The following is a 16,181-nucleotide window of genomic DNA, read 5'->3' on the forward strand; positions in this document are numbered from 1 at the left end:
AGCGCGCAGATCATCGCAAGCCAGCGCTTGAATATGCGCGCAGAAGCGCCGATAATAGAAAAGCCGGTCGATGATGGCCGACGAAGGAGACTTTTCATGGCCAACTGGTCCGATCCCCGTTCCGACATTGCGGGCTTTGGCGGCGCCACCGCTGCGCGCAGCGAGGCTTTCGACGCCGGGATGCGCCGTTATATGCTGTCGGTATACAATTATATGGCGAGCGGCGTGTTGCTGACCGGCGTCGTCGCGCTGCTGTTCGCATCCAGCGGCATGGCCTATCAGGTGCTGGCTGGTCCCGGCATCCTGAAATATGTCATCATGTTCGCGCCGCTGGCATTCGTCATGGTGCTGAGTTTCGGCATCAACAAATTGTCGACCGTGACTGCGCAGGCGCTCTATTGGGCCTATGCGGCGGTGATGGGCCTGTCGCTGTCGTCGATCTTCCTGGTCTATACCGGAACGTCGATCGCGCAGACTTTCTTCGCCACGGCCGCGGCATTCGCCGGGCTGAGCCTTTTCGGCTACACCACGAAGAAGGATCTATCGGGTTTCGGCACATTCCTGATCATGGGCGTCGTCGGCCTGCTGGTCGCCAGCCTGATCAACATCTTCCTGAAATCCAGCGTCATGGACCTGGTCATCAGCGGCGTTGGCGTCCTGCTGTTCGCGGGCCTGACCGCTTATGACACGCAGAAGATCAAGAGCATCTATGCGCAGGTCGCCGGTACGGAGATGATGGGCAAGTCGGTCGTCATGGGTGCGCTGAACCTGTATCTCGACTTCATCAACATGTTCCTGTTCCTGCTGCGCTTCATGGGTGGCAATCGCAACTGACGCTGCGGTTCAGGATTAGGCTTAAAAAGGCCCGGTGGAGCGATCCACCGGGCCTTTTCCTGTATGGCGATGGAAGTCAGCTCTTCTGCATCTGGGCGATCAGGTCATTGTCGATGCCCTTCTGCCGCTTGTAGGCAGGACGGTCGCGGATGCGTTCGGCATAGGCAGTGAAGGCCGGGGAGGTGGGCATGGTGCCGAAAGCCAGACCCCAGTCGACCTGCGCGCCGACATAGACGTCGGCGGCGGTGAACTGCTCTCCGCAAATCCATTGCGGACCGGATATCGCCTTTTCCAGCGTGCTGAGTGCGGTCTCCAGATTGCCATATCCTGCCATGCGTTCTTTTTCCTCCGGCAGGACGAAGCCCATCGACATGTTGGTGATGGCGGATTCGACCGGGCCAGCGGTGAAGAAGAGCCAGCGATAATAAGCGGCGCGTTCACCTGGCGGGGGTGCGAGGTTCGCGGCGGGGAAGGCGTCGGCCAGATAGGCGCAGATGGCGGCGCATTCGGTCACGACCTGATCGCCGTGGACGATGGCGGGGACTTTGCCCATCGGGTTGATCGCGAGATAGTCGGGCGACTTCATGCTGTCGGCATAATCCAACAGGACAGTATCATAGGGTTGGCCCACTTCCTCCAGCATCCAGCGGGCGATCTGCCCGCGCGACATGGGGTTGGTGTAAAGCGTGATGTCGTGCGCCATGGTGCTGGGTTCCCGTTGTTGGATGGATGGGTCTGTCGTTTCGAAAAGATCAGTGCTGAGGGCAGCATGCGGTTTTTCGGTCGGCAGGCAAGCACGGCTTTGCGCATCACAGCCAGAGCGGGATGCTGCCGGCCGGTTGTCCGAAAACCCCGCAGAATGTCTTTATTTTGCGTTGGCTTTAGCCGACGAGACTGGCTGCTTTACAAGCCGTAAATAATAGATATCGGAATAAAAGTATATTTTACAGTAATGAAATAGCATTTTATATTGGAAATATTTTAATTGTAGCATTATGCGCGTAACTCGAAGGTCGAATCAAATAATAAAAGATAGATTTCATCAAAAATCATCCGCTGTTTTGGCATTAAGAGGATTACCTTCGATGTTTCATGCAATTGTCAAATATAGTGCTGCGGTCGTCTTGATCGGCTGTACAATTCCCGCAGTGGCCAGCGATGGTGCGGGCACCGTCAAGGTGGCACGCGAAGTGAGCCTGGCGGGCCTAGATCTGTCCAGCGACGCTGGTGTGACAATGTTGGACCGCCGCATCGCGCGCGCCGTGACCGAAGTTTGTGGCCGCGCTGATGGCCGCGACGTCGTCGTCGCGTCGCTGGCCCGCAAGTGCAAGGCACAGGCACGGGTAGAAAGCGACGCCCAGATGCGTCTGGCCGTGGCGCGCGCCAAGGATGCGAAATATGCAGGCGATCCGGCAAAGGTTGCAGCCGTGACGAGCATTCGCGTCGCTGCACGCTGAGGTTGACGCCCAGCACTCTGGCGTGTTTCGAGCCAGGTTAAGAAACGCGAACGGATTGGATAAGTGACCATGTTCTGGCGGCTTGATCCATAGGTTCGACGGACTTGGGCCATAAGCTGACACAAAAAAGAGCGGCGTTCCTGAGTGGAGCGCCGCTCTTTTGTGTTGGGGCTTATTTGCCCTTATTTGGTGCTTACCGACGCCTTGGTCTTGCTACCCTTCTTACCCTTTTTGGGGGCGGCTGGGGTGATTTCGAAGGCGAGGGCTTCATCTTTCAGATGGACATGGACTTCGCCGCCATGGACGAGTTTACCGAACAGCAGTTCCTCGGCCAGTGGTTGCTTGACCTTTTCCTGCATCAGGCGGCCCATCGGGCGTGCGCCGTACAGCTTGTCATAGCCCTTTTTGGTGAGCCAGGCCTTGGCAGCGTCGTCCAGCGTGATGTGAACGTCGCGATCGGCCAGTTGCAGTTCGAGTTGCAGCACGAATTTGTCGATGACGCGGGCGACGATTTCGGGCGGCAGATAGCCGAACGGCACGATCGCATCGAGGCGGTTGCGGAATTCGGGGGTGAAGAGCTTCTTCACCGCATCCTCCTGCACATCCTCGCGCGTCAGTTCGCCAAAGCCGATGCTTTCCTTCGCCATGTCCGACGCACCGGCATTGGTGGTCATAATGAGGATGGTGTTGCGGAAATCGACGGTCTTTCCGTGATGGTCGGTCAGGCGGCCGTTATCCATCACTTGCAACAGGATGTTGAACAGGTCTGGATGCGCTTTTTCGATTTCGTCCAGCAGCAGCACGCTGTGTGGTTGCTGATCGACGGCATCGGTGAGCAGACCGCCCTGATCGTAGCCGACATAGCCCGGAGGGGCACCAATCAGGCGGCTGACCGAATGGCGTTCCATATATTCGGACATGTCGAACCGCTGGAGCGGGATGCCCAGCAGGGTAGCAAGCTGGCGCGCAACCTCCGTCTTGCCGACGCCGGTGGGACCGGAGAAGAGATAGTTGCCGATCGGCTTGTCGGGATCGCGCAGGCCCGCGCGGGACAGCTTGATCGCCGATGACAGGGTTTCGATCGCCTTGTCCTGACCGAAAACGACGCGCTTGAGGTCGGTGGTCAGTGATTCCAGCACGCTCTTGTCATCGGACGACACGGTTTTGGGCGGGATGCGAGCCATGGTCGCGATGACCTGCTCGATCTCCTTGGGCGTGATCGTCTTTTTACGCTTCGACGGAATCACCAGCATCTGCATCGCGCCGACTTCATCGATCACGTCGATCGCCTTGTCCGGCAGCTTGCGATCGTTGATGTAGCGCGCGGAAAGCTCCACCGCCGCCTTGATCGCTTCGGGGGTATATTTGACGTGATGATGCTCTTCGAATGCGGAGCGCAGCCCGGCGAGGATCTTGATCGTATCCTCGATCGTGGGTTCGTTCACATCGATCTTCTGGAACCGGCGCAGCAGCGCGCGATCCTTTTCGAAATGGTTGCGGAACTCCTTGTAGGTGGTCGACCCGATGCAGCGGATGGTGCCGCCCGACAGAGCGGGTTTCAGCAGGTTCGAAGCATCCATCGCGCCGCCAGACGTCGCGCCAGCCCCGATGACGGTGTGGATTTCGTCGATGAAGAGCACGGCGTGCGGCATTTTTTCCAGTTCGGTGACGACCGCCTTCAGCCGTTCCTCGAAATCGCCGCGATAGCGGGTGCCAGCCAGCAGCGCCCCCATGTCGAGTGAGTAGATGACCGCTTCCTTGAGCACGTCGGGAACAGCCCCTTCGATAATCTTGCGCGCAAGACCTTCGGCGATGGCGGTTTTTCCGACGCCGGGATCACCGACATAGAGTGGGTTGTTTTTTGAGCGACGGCACAGGATCTGGATCGTGCGGTCAACCTCCGACGCGCGGCCGATCAGGGGATCGACCTTGCCGCGCTGCGCCTTTTCATTGAGGTTGACGGTGAACTGATCGAGGGCGCTGTCTTTCTTGGCCTTTCCGTCCTGCACCTTCTTTTCCTCCTCGGCGGCGCCCTTGGTATCCTGACGCTCGGGCGTGGGCGTGCCCTTGCCGACGCCGTGGCTGATGTAGCTTACGGCATCGAGGCGGCTCATATCCTGCTGTTGCAGGAAGTAGACGGCATAGCTTTCGCGTTCGGAAAAGAGCGCGACGAGGACGTTGGCCCCGGTCACTTCATCCTTGCCGGAGGATTGGACGTGGAGGATGGCGCGTTGGACCACGCGCTGGAAACCGCTGGTGGGGGAAGGGTCGCTGGCGCCCTCCACCTTCAGGCTGTCGAGTTCAGTGTCGAGATATTGGGTGACGGCGTCGCCCAGCTCACCCACTTCCACGCCGCACGCCTGCATGACTTTCGAGGCATGTTCGTCGTCGATCAGGGCGAGCAGGAGATGTTCCAGCGTCGCATATTCGTGCCGACGTTCCGACGCATGGGTCAGCGCGTTATGCAGGGTGGTTTCCAGAGCGGGTGCGAAAGAAGGCATGTCTGTTCTACTCCTGGCCCGGTGAGAGGGCGGTGTTGAACCTTATGTCGGCATTGCTCGACGCGGGATCAAGGCCATGGCCCCTGCCGCCCGAATTGCCAGACTGACCATGCCCGGTAGAACCCCTGTGCAGGGTGTCGAGGGCAAGGCGTGGGTTCATCGTTTGAATAACGCCTCTGCCGTTGCCTTATGGTTAACGGCATATTCCAGTTTCGATCTGGTGCGCGTTATTTCCGTTTCGAGGGCGGCGATGCGGGATTCCAGTTCGGTCACGGATAAGGGAGCCAGATCCTGTCGCAGCAGGCGGGCCAGAAGATCATCAGCCCTGTTTGGCAGATCGTCATCCATGTCCATGCAGGGCAATGTTGACCCTGCGGGCCACTCTGTCAATAAGAGCGCTGGTTGTCCCGGTCATTTTCTGATGCGGTGCAACAAAGACGAAGGTTTGGGGGCAGTGACGATGGCGGATGTGGGCGCAATGCCGACGGACATAGTGCCGACGGAAATGACGGCGATCGGCATAGCGCAACCGGGCGGTCCGCAAGCACTGGTGCCTCAGCGTCGCGCAGTCCCGGTGCCGGGCGCTGACGAGGTGCTGATCAAGGTCGCCGCCGCTGGCGTCAATCGCCCGGACGTGTTGCAGCGGCAGGGCAAATATCCGCCGCCGCCGGGAGCGTCCGACATTCCGGGGCTTGAGGTGTCCGGCACCATCGTCGCGGCGGGCAGCGGCGCGGACATGCTGTTGGGGCAACAGGTGTGTGCTTTGCTGACCGGGGGCGGTTATGCGGAATATGCGCTGGCGCCAGCGGGCCAGTGCCTGCCGGTGCCGTCCGGCTATGACCTGATCGAGGCAGCGGCTTTGCCAGAGACGCTGTTTACCGTGTGGACGAACCTGTTCGAGCGGGCCTACGCGGTGGGCGGCGACACGGTGCTGGTCCATGGCGGGACGAGCGGGATCGGGACGATGGCGATCCGCCTGTGCAACCTGTTCGACGTGAAGATCATCGTGACCTGTGGCAGCGACGAAAAGTGCGCGCAGGCTATCGGCTGGGGCGCCGATCATGCGATCAATTATCGCAGCCAGGATTATGTCGAGGAGGTCAAGCGCATCACCGGCGGGCAGGGCGTTCAGGCGGTGCTGGACATGGTGGGCGGCGATTATGTGCCGCGCAATCTGGCGTGCCTGAGCGAAGACGGGCGGCATGTGTCGATCGCAGTGCTAGGCGGGGCGAAGGCGGAGATATTCATTCCGGCGATCATGCAGAAGCGGCTGACGATCACCGGATCGACGCTGCGCGCGCGGTCGGTGGGGTTCAAGAGCCTAGTCGCCGACGAACTGATGCGCACGGTCTGGTCCTTCGTCGATGAAGGCAAGCTGCGCCCGGCGATGGACCAGCGCTTTGCCCTGACCGACGCGGCCAAGGCCCATGCGCGGATGGACGCGGGAGACCATTTCGGGAAGATCGTGCTGGTGGTGTGAGGTTTCCACAATCTCGTCGCGCACATCGAAAAGAAGAAGTGGGATGCCAGCCTGCGCTGGCATGACGGGGGTTGGGGCACGACGGGAGTGGGGGTTAGCCTAAACCCCGGAAACCGTAGTATTTCCGTCATATTCTCTGCGGTTTTGTCACATTATGGCGTTAAAGAATCATTCCCGAGGACAGTGTCTTTGGGGAAATGACCATGAACGCCATCACGCGCTTGCCCTTTCTGGCGGAGATTGAAGAAGGCGCCACCGACCGCTTTCACATACCTGAGCGGGAGGGGGAGCGGCGTCGGTATCGGACGATCTGGATTTCCGACATCCACCTTGGCACGCGCGGATGCAATGCGACGATGCTGATCGACTTTCTCGACAGCGTGGATAGCGACACCATCTATCTGGTCGGCGACATTATCGACGGATGGCGGCTGAAGCGGCGCTTTTACTGGCCGCAGACGCATAATGACGTGGTTGGTCGGCTGATGAAGCGGGCCAAGCGCGGCACGCGGGTCGTCTACATCCCCGGCAATCATGACGAGATGTTTCGCCAGTTCACCGGCATGAGTTTTGGTGGCGTGGAAATCCGGCGCAAGGCGATCCACCAGACCGCCGATGGCCGGTCGCTGCTGGTGCTGCATGGCGATGAATTCGACACGATCATGCTGGCGCATCGCTGGCTCGCCTTCGTGGGGGATGCGGCTTACACGATGTTGATGCAGCTCAATATCGTGGTCAACGCAGTGCGGCGGCGCATGGGGCTGCCCTATTGGTCGCTGAGCAAAATGGCCAAGCACAAGGTCAAGAACGCGGTGTCCTTCATTTCCCGCTTCGAGGAAGTGGTGGCGCATGAGGCCGGGATACGCGGCGTCGATGGCGTGGTGTGCGGGCATATCCACAATGCCGAAATGCGCGAGATCAATGGCGTGGCCTATTATAATGATGGCGATTGGGTGGAAGGCTGCACCGCTTTGGTCGAACATATGGATGGGCGAATGGAGATACTCCATTGGGCCGACGAAGCGGCCAAGCGGGAAGCGCGCAATGTGCCTGAGCGCGCGCAGATGGCCGCATGAGGTAGGGCAGCCTGCTCCCGCGCAGGCGGGAACCCAGTCTTGAGGTCTGATCTGGGTTCCCGCCTGCGCGGGAACACGGAAGATTATGGAGTAGCCTGATGCGGATAGCGATCGTCACGGATGCCTGGACGCCGCAGGTCAATGGCGTGGTGCGGACGTTGCAGACGATCCGTGCGCAGTTGGAGAGCATGGGGCATGAGGTGCGGGTGATTTCGCCTGACCTTTACGGCTCCATTCCCTGTCCGACCTATCCTGAAATACGCCTCGCGCTCGTGCGGCCGGGGGTGGTGGGGCAGGCGATTGCTGCGTTTCAGGCCGACGCGGTGCATCTGGCGACCGAGGGGCCGCTGTGTCTGGCCGCGCGGCGATGGTGCATCAAGGGCGGAGTGCCGTTCACGACCGCCTATCACACCCATTTCCCCGATTATGTGTCGCAACGCACCGGGCTGCCTGCTGCGTGGGTGTGGCGCTATATCCGCTGGTTCCATGGGCCGGCGCAGGCGGTGCTGGTATCGACGCGGTCGGTGCGGGCGCAGTTGCGCGCCCATGGGTTGAACAATGTGCGGCCATGGGGCAGGGGCGTCGATCTGGAGGCTTTCACCCCCGACGCGCCGTCGCCCGCATCGTTCCCGGACATGCAGCGGCCGATCCAGCTTTATGTCGGGCGCGTGGCGGTGGAGAAAAATCTCGAAGCCTTTCTGGCGGCGGATCATCCCGGTTCGAAGGTCGTGGTGGGGGATGGCCCGGCGCGAGTGGCGCTGGAAAAGCGCTACCCGGATACGCATTTCGTCGGGCCGTTGTTCGGCGCGGATCTGGCGGGGGCTTATGCGGGGGCGGATGTGTTCGTCTTTCCCAGCCGCACCGATACGTTCGGGCTGGTAATGATAGAGGCGCTGGCATGTGGGACGCCGGTGGCGGCTTTCCCGGTGACCGGGCCGATCGACATCGTGACACCGGAGACGGGCGCGCTGGCCGACGATCTGGGCGTGGCGATTGCCGGTGCGCTGACGCGGGATCGCGCCGCTTGCGCCGCTTACGGGCGCGGCTTTAGCTGGGAGCGGAGCGCGCGCGAATTTCTGGACGGGCTGCATGCCATTCCATCGGCGAAGATGCCACGTGCCGCCTGACGCTTTTTCTTGCTCCTTGTGCCGTCATCGACTATCTCCGGCCTATCGCGGCCGCCCTGCTTGGGCGGCCCTTATCGTTTTTAGTGCCGGAGAATTCCCGTGTCCCAGCCTCTCATGCCCCATGCGACCGCCAGCTGGCTGATCGACAACACCGCGCTGAGCTTTGACCAGATTGCGGAATTTTGCGGGCTGCACATCCTGGAAGTGCAGGCGATTGCCGATGACACGGCCAGCGCGAAATATACCGGCCGCGACCCTGTGCGCGCGCATGAAATCACCGTGGAGGAAATCCACAAGGGCGAGAGCAATCCCGATTATCGGTTGAAGATGCTCAAAGGCCCGGAGCCGGTTCGCCGCACCAAGGGGCCGCGTTACACCCCGGTCAGCAAGCGGCAGGACAAGCCGGACGGCATCGCGTGGATATTGCGCCATCACCCCGAAATTTCCGACGGCGCGATCGGCAAGCTGATCGGCACGACCCGCACGACCATCGCCGCGATCCGCGACCGGACGCACTGGAATATTTCCAACATCACGCCCAAAGATCCGGTCACGCTGGGTCTGTGTTCGCAGCGCGAACTGGATGCTTTGGTGATGAAGGCGGCGAAGAAGGCGGGCATCGAGATGCCGACCGATTCGCGTCTGGATGGTGATCGCGCCGCGCTGATCGAGGAATTGCGCCGCGAGCGTGACGACAATGTTCGTCGTGCCGAAGACGCCCTCAAGAGCGAGTCCGCGCTGATTTCCGGCGTTGCCACCATCCTTGACCCGTTCAGCAGCAACAAGGGCGAAGTATGATGCCGTAGCGTCAGGCAGCTTCCATTCAGGGCGTTGCGATGATGCAAGGGCAAGGGCTGCGCCGGGCGACTGGCGCGGCCTTTTTTCATGGGCGCGGTGCTTTGCTTGACGCTTGCGTAAAGCGGGACATGGACATAGTATTTGCCCATGGAGAATATAGAAAAAATCTGGAGAGAGCAGTACCAGCACCCTACGGTCTGGGACAGGACGTTCACCCCGCTGTCGATGGGGGAGATGGTCGCCAACAGCGCCATGGCCCACCCGGATGCGCCCATGATCGACTTTCTGGGGCGGCAGTTCAGCTATGGCGACGTGTTCGCGCAAATCCGCCGCGTCGCTTGCGGGTTGCAGGGCATGGGCGTGCGCAAGGGCGACCGGGTCGGCCTCTACCTGCCCAATACACCCCATTATGTGACGGCCTATTATGGCGCGCTGATGGCTGGCGCGATCGTCGTCAATTTCTCGCCGCTCTATACCGTTGCCGAACTGGAACATCAGGTCGAGGATAGCGGCACCAAGATCCTGTTCACTCTGTCGGCCAAGGCGTTGTTGCCGACCGCATTGAAGGTGCTGGACCATAGCAGTCTGGAAACATTGGTCGTCGGGTCGGTGGCCGAGATGCTGTCTCCGGTCAAATCCGCGCTGTTCCGCCTGTTCAAGGCCAGCGAAACGACGCCCTTGCCCCATGATCCGCGCGTCGTGCGCTATGACAGGCTGATCGCCAATCGTGGCGATTGCGGGACGGTCGCGATCGACCCGGTGGAGGACGTCGCCCTGTTGCAATATACCGGCGGAACCACCGGCACGCCCAAGGGCGCGATGCTGACGCACCAGAATCTGACCGCCAATGCGCGGCAGGCGCAGGCGATCGATCCCCATGCCAACGAGGCGGATCGCATCATCGCGGTGCTGCCTTTCTTCCATGTGTTCGCCAATACCTGCACGCTCAACCGCACCGTCATGAATGGTGGGCAGATGGTGATGCTGCCCCGGTTCGAGGCTGTGCAGGTGCTGGCCGCGATCCAGCGGACGAAGGCGACGTCGCTGCCCGGCGTGCCGACCATGTATCAGGCGCTGCTGGATCATCCAGCCATCCGCAACATAGACTTTTCGTCGCTGCGTGCTTGCATCTCCGGCGGCGCACCCTTGCCGCTGGAGGTCAAGCAGCGGTTCGAGGCGGCGACCGGCGCGAAGCTGATCGAGGGCTATGGCCTGACCGAAACCAGCCCGATCGTGTGTTCCAATCCCTATGAAGGGTTGAACAAGACCGGGACCGTGGGGCAACCTGTGCCGGGGACGCGCGTCAAAATCGTCAATCGCGACGATCCGACCCAGCCGCCGCCCGAAGGCGAGCCGGGTGAATTGATGTTCGCCGGGCCGCAGATCATGAAAGGCTATTGGAACAGGCCGGACGCCGACAAGGAAGTCTTCATCGGCGAGTTCCTGCGCACGGGTGACGTCGGCGAGATCGACGCCGACGGCTATGTCCGTATCGTCGATCGGTTGAAGGACATGATCTCCGTCGGGGGATTCAAGGTCTTCCCCAGCCAGGTCGAGGCGGTCCTCTATCATCATCCGCAGGTGAAGGAGGCGTTGGTGATCGGCGTGCCGGATCGCTATCGCGGCGAGCAGCCCAAGGCTTTCGTGACGCTGGCGGATGGCGCTGACGTAGATGGCGCGGCATTGAAGGACTGGCTGAACGCGCAGCTTGGCAAGCATGAACGGGTGAAGGAGGTCGAAGTGCGACTGAACCTGCCCAAGACATTGGTCGGCAAATTGTCGCGCAAGGAACTGGTGGCGGAGGAGCGGGCCAAGGCGGATGCGGCGGCGGACACTGGAACACCGGCCTGATACTTCTTATCTGTGCGTTCGATACAGATAAGGATTAAACAATGGCCGATGAAGTCGCAACGATAGCGGGTGGATGTTTCTGGTGTACCGAGGCGGTGTATCAGAATCTGAAAGGCGTGAGGGCGGTTGAAAGCGGGTATATTGGCGGAGCGCGCCCTGACCCGACCTATGAGCAGGTCTGTTCGGGCACCACCGGCCATGCCGAAGCGATCCGCGTGACGTTTGACGCGGACATTATCAGCTATGCCGACCTGCTCGACATTTTTTTCGCGACGCATAATCCCACGACGCTGAACCGGCAGGGCAATGACGTCGGCACCCAATATCGTTCCGCCATCTTTCCCCATACTCCGGAGCAGGAAGCGGAGGCCAAAGCTGCGATCGAGCGGGCGCAGGCGGACCATGGCGATCCGATCGTCACGACGATCGAGGCCGATGCGCCCTGGTATCCTGCCGAGGATTATCATCAGAAATATTGGGATAGGGTCGGCGCGCAAAACCCTTATTGCATGGCGGTGATCCCGCCCAAGCTGGCCAAGCTGCGCAAGGGTTTTGCGGAGCGCATCGACGCCTGATCGCTTGGGCACGGCTCGTCGCCTTTTCCGCCATGCTTCATCGACCTTTCATGTTGGTCATGGCATGGCGGGGTGAACCAAGTCGGGGGACTGTTGATGAATCGCGTGCTGCTACTATCCGTACCGTTGATGCTGGCGCTGCCGGGCTGCGTCGCCAAGACCGCGCTGGACGTCGTCACTCTGCCCGTGCGCGCCGGTGCGCAGGCGGCAGATTGGGCGACGACCAGTCAGGAAGAATCCGATCGCAACTATGGCCGCAAGATGCGCCAGCAGGAAGCGCGTGAAGGCAAGGCGCGCAAGCAGGCGGACAAGGACCGGCGGCGTCAGTGTCGCGATGCAGGCTATGATGAGAATTGCTGAGAATTAAGGGTTGTCTTTGTTCCATTTGCTTCGTGTGAAGTAAGTGGCGCGGGGCATGTGTATCTCGACTTCGCTCGAAACGAAGGGAAGCTGAGTAATGCCGCCCATCGTTTGGCGTTTCAGGCGGCGGCGCGTTTCAGGCGGTCGTTGATCGCCATGCCTATCCCTTCGAACGGGATGGGGGCGACAGCGATGCGGGTTTCCGCGCTGGCGTCGGCGATGTGGAGCGCGGCGAACAGGTTTGCCGCTGCTTCGCCGATGTTGGCGTCTGCACTGAGGTTCAGGTGGCAGGGCATCAGACCGAAGCCGATGAGATATTCGTTCTTCTCTGCGCGCAACACGTTCAACCGCACGGGTTTGGAGGGCGCATAATGACTCTCCATCTGGCCCGGCGCTTCGATTTTTCCGCCCGCGCCTATCAGAATGGGCAGGCCGCTCGCCTCCTCCAGCATTGCCGCCGTCACCGGGCCGGGGCGCAGCAGGCGAATGGCGTCCATGTCCGGCGCAACGATGGTCGATTCCACGCCCTCGCTGGTCGGCCCTTCATCCAAAATCATCCGCACGCGACCGTTGAGGCTGTTCAGCACATGGTCCGCGCGCGTCGGGCTGATCGACCCGCTGCGGTTGGCGGATGGGGCGGCAAGCGGACGGCCACTTTCGCGGATCAGCGCGCGCATGGCCGGGTGCGCGGGCAGCCGAAGCGCGACGGTAGGCAGGCCTGCCATGACGAGGGGCGACAGCCCGCTGTCTGGTCGCACGGGCAGCACGAGCGTCAAGGGGCCGGGCCAGAAGCGCGCGGCCAGCACGTTCGCCACGGGGGAAAATTCCGCCAGCCGACCTGCCATTTCGCGATCGGCGACATGGACGATCAGGGGATTGAAGCTGGGTCGTCCCTTGGCTGTGTAGATGCTGGCGACGGCATGATTGTCGGTGGCGTCGGCGGCAAGACCATAGACGGTTTCGGTCGGCACCGCGACTGGTTCGCCTGCGCGGATCAACAAGGCTGCCTCGCGCAGCGTTTCGGCGCTGTAGCGGCAGGATCGAGTGATATAGGCTGAATTTGCGATCGTCACGGTCCCGGCGCTATAATCGCGTCTGATCCCAAGTAAAAGACCATTGCGACGACAGCATGACATCGCCGTCGCCGCTTGCGGCATGGAGTTGGGAGCGGTAAGCCCGCGCCATGAACGACCTGCTGCTCACCCGCATCGCAGAGGCGCTGGAACGGATCGCGCCGCCGCCCGCGTCCTCCGCCGACCTGACCAGCGCGCCAGCCTATGTCTGGGATGGCGTGGCGATCGGCGCTGTGGAGGATTTCGCGCCAGTCGCCTATGACCTGCTGACCGGCATCGATGCGCAAAAGGCCGCGTTGCTGGAAAACAGCCGCCGCCATGCCGCTGGCCATGCGGCGCACGACGCGCTGCTATGGGGTGCGCGCGGGACAGGCAAATCTGCGGTCGTGGCTTCGGTCGTCGGGCTGCTCCAGCAGGAGGGGCAGGACATTGCGCTGCTGCAATGCGCGATCGACGAGCTGGCGAGCCTGCCCACACTTTTTTCGCTGCTGCGCGGGACGAAACGGCCCTTTATCCTATTTTTAGACGATCTGGGTTTCGATGAGGGGGTGGGCGACGCGCGCGCGCTCCGTTCACTGCTTCAGGGCGGAACGGCGGCGCGTCCGGCCAATGTCCGGCTCTATGTCACGTCCAATCGCCGCCACATCGTGCCGCGTCACCTGTCGGAACAGGATGATCCCGTCAATCCGCGCGATGTGGTGGACGACCGCATGGCGCTGTCCGATCGTTTCGGCCTCAGCCTTGGATTCCATGCGCTCGATCAGGACGCCTATGTCGCGATCGTCGCTGGCTATGCCGGAAAAATGGGGCTGGCGTTCGATCCGCTGGATGCGATCCAGTGGTCGACGCAGCGGGGCAGCAGGTCGGGCCGGGTCGCCTGGCAATATGTCGTCGAACTGGCGGGGCGACACGGACTGACCGTCTGACGGACGCCCGTTCGTTCCATCACTGCGCCTTCGTCACGCGCCAGATCACGCCGCCGACATCGTCGCTGACCAGCAACGCGCCTTTCGCGTCGGCGGTGACATCGACCGGACGGCCGCGCGCATTGCCCTTCGCATCCAGGAAGCCGTCCAGCACGTCGATCGGCTTGGCTTTGCCCGCCTCGCCATCGGTGAAGCCGACGAACACGACTTTGTAGCCAGCGGCTGGCTTGCGGTTCCAACTGCCATGCAGGCCCACGAACGCGCCGTCCGTATAGGGCGCGCCCAGCGTCACCTTGTCCGCGAAGGTCAGGCCCAATGGGGCGACATGGTTGCCCAGCGCATAATCGGGGCGCTTGGTATATTCGCGGATTTCGGGCCGCTGTGGCTGAACCCGGCGATCCTCATAGCCGCCCCAATAATTCCATGGCCAGCCGTAGAGGCCGCCAAACTCCACCCGTGCCAGATAGTCCGGCACCAGATCGCTGCCCAGCATATCGCGTTCGTTGACCACGCCCCACAGCGCGCCGCTCCTGGGTTCGAAAGCCAGACCCACCGGATTGCGCAGGCCCGACGCATAGATGCGATAATCGCCCTTCTTGGGATCGACTTCCAACACCGAGGCCCGGTTGGCTTCGGCTTCCAGGCCATTTTCGCCGATATTGCTGTTGGAGCCAATACCGACATAAAGCAGCCCTTCAGGGCTGGCGGTCAGGCTTCGGGTCCAGTGCATATTGGGCGCCTGCGCGGGCAGGTTCATGACCTTTCGCCCGGCCACGCTGATTTTCGTTTCCCCGACTTTATAGGGGAAGGCCAGCAGCGCGTCGGTATTGGCGACGTACAATGTGTCGCCGACCAGCGCCATGCCATAGGGGGAGTTGAGGCCGGTCAGGAAGGCGGTCTTCGTTTCCGCGCGCCCATCGCCATCGGCGTCCCGTAACAAAGTGATGCGATTGGCCGACGGGACGCCGGCGCCAGCCTTGTCCATCAGATAGTTCATGACGCGGTTGACGATGCCGCCAGCGGGGCGGGGAGGACTGTTGGTTTCGGCGACCAGCACGTCGCCATTGGGCAGGCGCAGCATGGATCGTGGATGGGCAAGCCCGTCGGCAAAGCGCGCTACGGCCAGCCCCTTTGCCGCAACCGGCTTTTCAGTCGCTGCCCATGGTTTGACGTCGGCTATGTTGACCGTTGGGATCATCTCGCTGCGAGCGCCGGTGAACACCGGCTCGCGGCCCGTATCCGCGCCTGGGGGCAGTTGCGCAGTGTCGCCCTGCGCCAGATAGAGGAAGGTGCCGCCTGCCAGGACGAGGACGACGAGGGGGAGGGCGATCAGATGCTTGTTCATGCCACACATCTATGTCGCCATGGCGCGCCGGGCAAGGTGGATGGCGGGTGCCGAACCGCTTATTTACGCTGGTCGCGCAACCACATCACAATGGCGATGACGATGCCGAGCGCCACGCCCGCCAGCAGGCCGATGCTGGGTTGTCCCATCAGCCCACCCGTGATCGCTCCTGCAATGATGAGAAAGGCGATGATCGCGCCCGAACCGGTCGGGTCTTTCCTGTCATTCGTCATATCGCTGTCCTTGCCACGGACCTGATGCCAAGGCCAGCGCCTTTGAAGCTGTATCGTTTCGGGATAATTCGTGTCGTTGCGGGACTATGGTCCCGGCTTGGGACTTACCTAACGGCCCATTTATCATTCTGCCCCGCCTGATACATCAAACTGTTGAAATGGCATGGATATTGAGTAGTGGGATGGACCCGGCAAGGTCGCTGTGGAAACAATAAGCGGGGATATATGCAGCTACCTTATCTTTCGGACCGAAAGAGCTACGAGGATGCCGCCGAACTCATGTCGCTGTTCGGCGACAACGCCGGTTACGAAGCCGCCGCCCGTGCGGACCGCAGCCTGGACGTCGGCAACCATATCCATTTTTGCCACTGGCGGCAGATCGAGCGGTTGATAGTGCTGCTCGCTTATGATGAGCCGTTAGGTACGATCCACTAAAGCCGGATGCCTTTTCATCCGTTCGCTTCGATCGAAGTCGAGAAGCAATGAGTGCTTCGCCTGGGCTTCTCGACGATGCTCGAAATGAACGGAAGTAGCGTTAAGGCGCG

General features: G+C 61.4%; 18 protein-coding genes. 11 read left to right on the forward strand and 7 right to left on the reverse strand.

What is annotated here, in order from left to right; translation table 11 throughout:
• Positions 1 to 96: 96 nt before the first annotated feature.
• Complete coding sequence (locus WA070_RS02760; RefSeq protein WP_422632640.1) at positions 97 to 834, forward strand: Bax inhibitor-1/YccA family protein; 738 nt, start codon at positions 97 to 99, stop codon at positions 832 to 834.
• 76 nt (positions 835 to 910) lie between these two features.
• Here WA070_RS02760 and WA070_RS02765 read toward each other — a convergent pair whose 3' ends face one another.
• Positions 911 to 1,537 carry a glutathione S-transferase family protein gene (locus WA070_RS02765; protein ID WP_422632641.1) on the reverse strand — a complete coding sequence of 209 codons (627 nt, stop codon included), beginning with the start codon at positions 1,535 to 1,537 and terminating at the stop codon, positions 911 to 913.
• 382 nt (positions 1,538 to 1,919) lie between these two features.
• On the opposite strand from WA070_RS02765, the gene WA070_RS02770 reads away from it, so the two are divergent.
• Positions 1,920 to 2,291, forward strand: coding sequence for a UrcA family protein (locus WA070_RS02770; RefSeq protein WP_422632642.1), 372 nt, complete (start codon positions 1,920 to 1,922; stop codon positions 2,289 to 2,291).
• A gap of 182 nt (positions 2,292 to 2,473) precedes the next feature.
• On the opposite strand, the gene clpA is transcribed toward WA070_RS02770, so the two are convergent.
• From clpA to WA070_RS02785, 3 genes are read right to left on the reverse strand one after another with little or no spacing between them, the layout of a single operon-like run.
• The gene (gene clpA, locus WA070_RS02775) at positions 2,474 to 4,792 is read right to left on the reverse strand and encodes an ATP-dependent Clp protease ATP-binding subunit ClpA (RefSeq protein ID WP_422632643.1); all 2,319 of its coding nucleotides are present in this window, start codon (positions 4,790 to 4,792) and stop codon (positions 2,474 to 2,476) included.
• Between the two features lie 7 nt (positions 4,793 to 4,799).
• Positions 4,800 to 4,952 carry a hypothetical protein gene (locus tag WA070_RS02780; RefSeq protein ID WP_422632644.1) on the reverse strand — a complete coding sequence of 51 codons (153 nt, stop codon included), beginning with the start codon at positions 4,950 to 4,952 and terminating at the stop codon, positions 4,800 to 4,802.
• On the reverse strand, positions 4,949 to 5,146 hold the full coding sequence (locus tag WA070_RS02785; RefSeq protein ID WP_422632645.1) for a DUF1192 domain-containing protein: 198 nt from the start codon (positions 5,144 to 5,146) through the stop codon (positions 4,949 to 4,951). The genes WA070_RS02780 and WA070_RS02785 overlap by 4 nt, the downstream gene beginning before the upstream one ends.
• A gap of 106 nt (positions 5,147 to 5,252) precedes the next feature.
• Between WA070_RS02785 and WA070_RS02790 the strand changes: the two genes are divergently transcribed.
• The 7 genes from WA070_RS02790 to WA070_RS02820 all read left to right on the forward strand — a co-directional run bounded on the left by WA070_RS02790 (position 5,253) and on the right by WA070_RS02820 (position 12,059).
• Positions 5,253 to 6,272: an NAD(P)H-quinone oxidoreductase gene (locus tag WA070_RS02790; protein WP_422632700.1), complete on the forward strand. Its 1,020-nt coding sequence runs from the start codon at positions 5,253 to 5,255 to the stop codon at positions 6,270 to 6,272.
• 203 nt (positions 6,273 to 6,475) lie between these two features.
• Positions 6,476 to 7,348: a UDP-2,3-diacylglucosamine diphosphatase gene (locus WA070_RS02795; RefSeq protein ID WP_422632646.1), complete on the forward strand. Its 873-nt coding sequence runs from the start codon at positions 6,476 to 6,478 to the stop codon at positions 7,346 to 7,348.
• Positions 7,349 to 7,446: 98 nt separating this feature from the next.
• A complete protein-coding gene (locus WA070_RS02800; protein WP_422632647.1) occupies positions 7,447 to 8,475 on the forward strand; it encodes a glycosyltransferase family 4 protein in 1,029 nt (342 codons plus the stop codon).
• Between the two features lie 114 nt (positions 8,476 to 8,589).
• Complete coding sequence (locus WA070_RS02805) at positions 8,590 to 9,273, forward strand: DUF1013 domain-containing protein (RefSeq protein ID WP_422632701.1); 684 nt, start codon at positions 8,590 to 8,592, stop codon at positions 9,271 to 9,273.
• Positions 9,274 to 9,420: 147 nt separating this feature from the next.
• Positions 9,421 to 11,124, forward strand: coding sequence for a long-chain-fatty-acid--CoA ligase (locus WA070_RS02810; protein WP_422632648.1), 1,704 nt, complete (start codon positions 9,421 to 9,423; stop codon positions 11,122 to 11,124).
• Between the two features lie 41 nt (positions 11,125 to 11,165).
• Positions 11,166 to 11,699, forward strand: coding sequence for a peptide-methionine (S)-S-oxide reductase MsrA (gene msrA / locus WA070_RS02815; protein ID WP_422632649.1), 534 nt, complete (start codon positions 11,166 to 11,168; stop codon positions 11,697 to 11,699).
• A 96-nt stretch (positions 11,700 to 11,795) separates the two neighbouring features.
• Positions 11,796 to 12,059 carry a hypothetical protein gene (locus WA070_RS02820; protein ID WP_422632650.1) on the forward strand — a complete coding sequence of 88 codons (264 nt, stop codon included), beginning with the start codon at positions 11,796 to 11,798 and terminating at the stop codon, positions 12,057 to 12,059.
• 119 nt (positions 12,060 to 12,178) lie between these two features.
• Here WA070_RS02820 and WA070_RS02825 read toward each other — a convergent pair whose 3' ends face one another.
• Positions 12,179 to 13,132: an L-threonylcarbamoyladenylate synthase gene (locus tag WA070_RS02825; protein ID WP_422632651.1), complete on the reverse strand. Its 954-nt coding sequence runs from the start codon at positions 13,130 to 13,132 to the stop codon at positions 12,179 to 12,181.
• A 110-nt stretch (positions 13,133 to 13,242) separates the two neighbouring features.
• Here WA070_RS02825 and WA070_RS02830 point away from each other — a divergent pair, with 110 nt between their 5' ends.
• Positions 13,243 to 14,058: an ATP-binding protein gene (locus WA070_RS02830; protein ID WP_422632652.1), complete on the forward strand. Its 816-nt coding sequence runs from the start codon at positions 13,243 to 13,245 to the stop codon at positions 14,056 to 14,058.
• 19 nt (positions 14,059 to 14,077) lie between these two features.
• Here the strand turns inward: WA070_RS02830 and WA070_RS02835 are convergent, their stop codons facing one another.
• Both WA070_RS02835 and WA070_RS02840 read right to left on the reverse strand, forming a co-directional pair.
• On the reverse strand, positions 14,078 to 15,403 hold the full coding sequence (locus WA070_RS02835; protein WP_422632653.1) for a PQQ-dependent sugar dehydrogenase: 1,326 nt from the start codon (positions 15,401 to 15,403) through the stop codon (positions 14,078 to 14,080).
• A gap of 59 nt (positions 15,404 to 15,462) precedes the next feature.
• Positions 15,463 to 15,636, reverse strand: coding sequence for a hypothetical protein (locus WA070_RS02840; RefSeq protein WP_422632654.1), 174 nt, complete (start codon positions 15,634 to 15,636; stop codon positions 15,463 to 15,465).
• Positions 15,637 to 15,861: 225 nt separating this feature from the next.
• Between WA070_RS02840 and WA070_RS02845 the strand changes: the two genes are divergently transcribed.
• The gene (locus WA070_RS02845; protein ID WP_422632655.1) at positions 15,862 to 16,071 is read left to right on the forward strand and encodes a hypothetical protein; all 210 of its coding nucleotides are present in this window, start codon (positions 15,862 to 15,864) and stop codon (positions 16,069 to 16,071) included.
• The last annotated feature ends 110 nt before the right edge of the window (positions 16,072 to 16,181 follow it).

The sequence above is a fragment of the Sphingobium sp. genome (genome assembly GCF_049304695.1).
Lineage (GTDB): Bacteria > Pseudomonadota > Alphaproteobacteria > Sphingomonadales > Sphingomonadaceae > Sphingobium.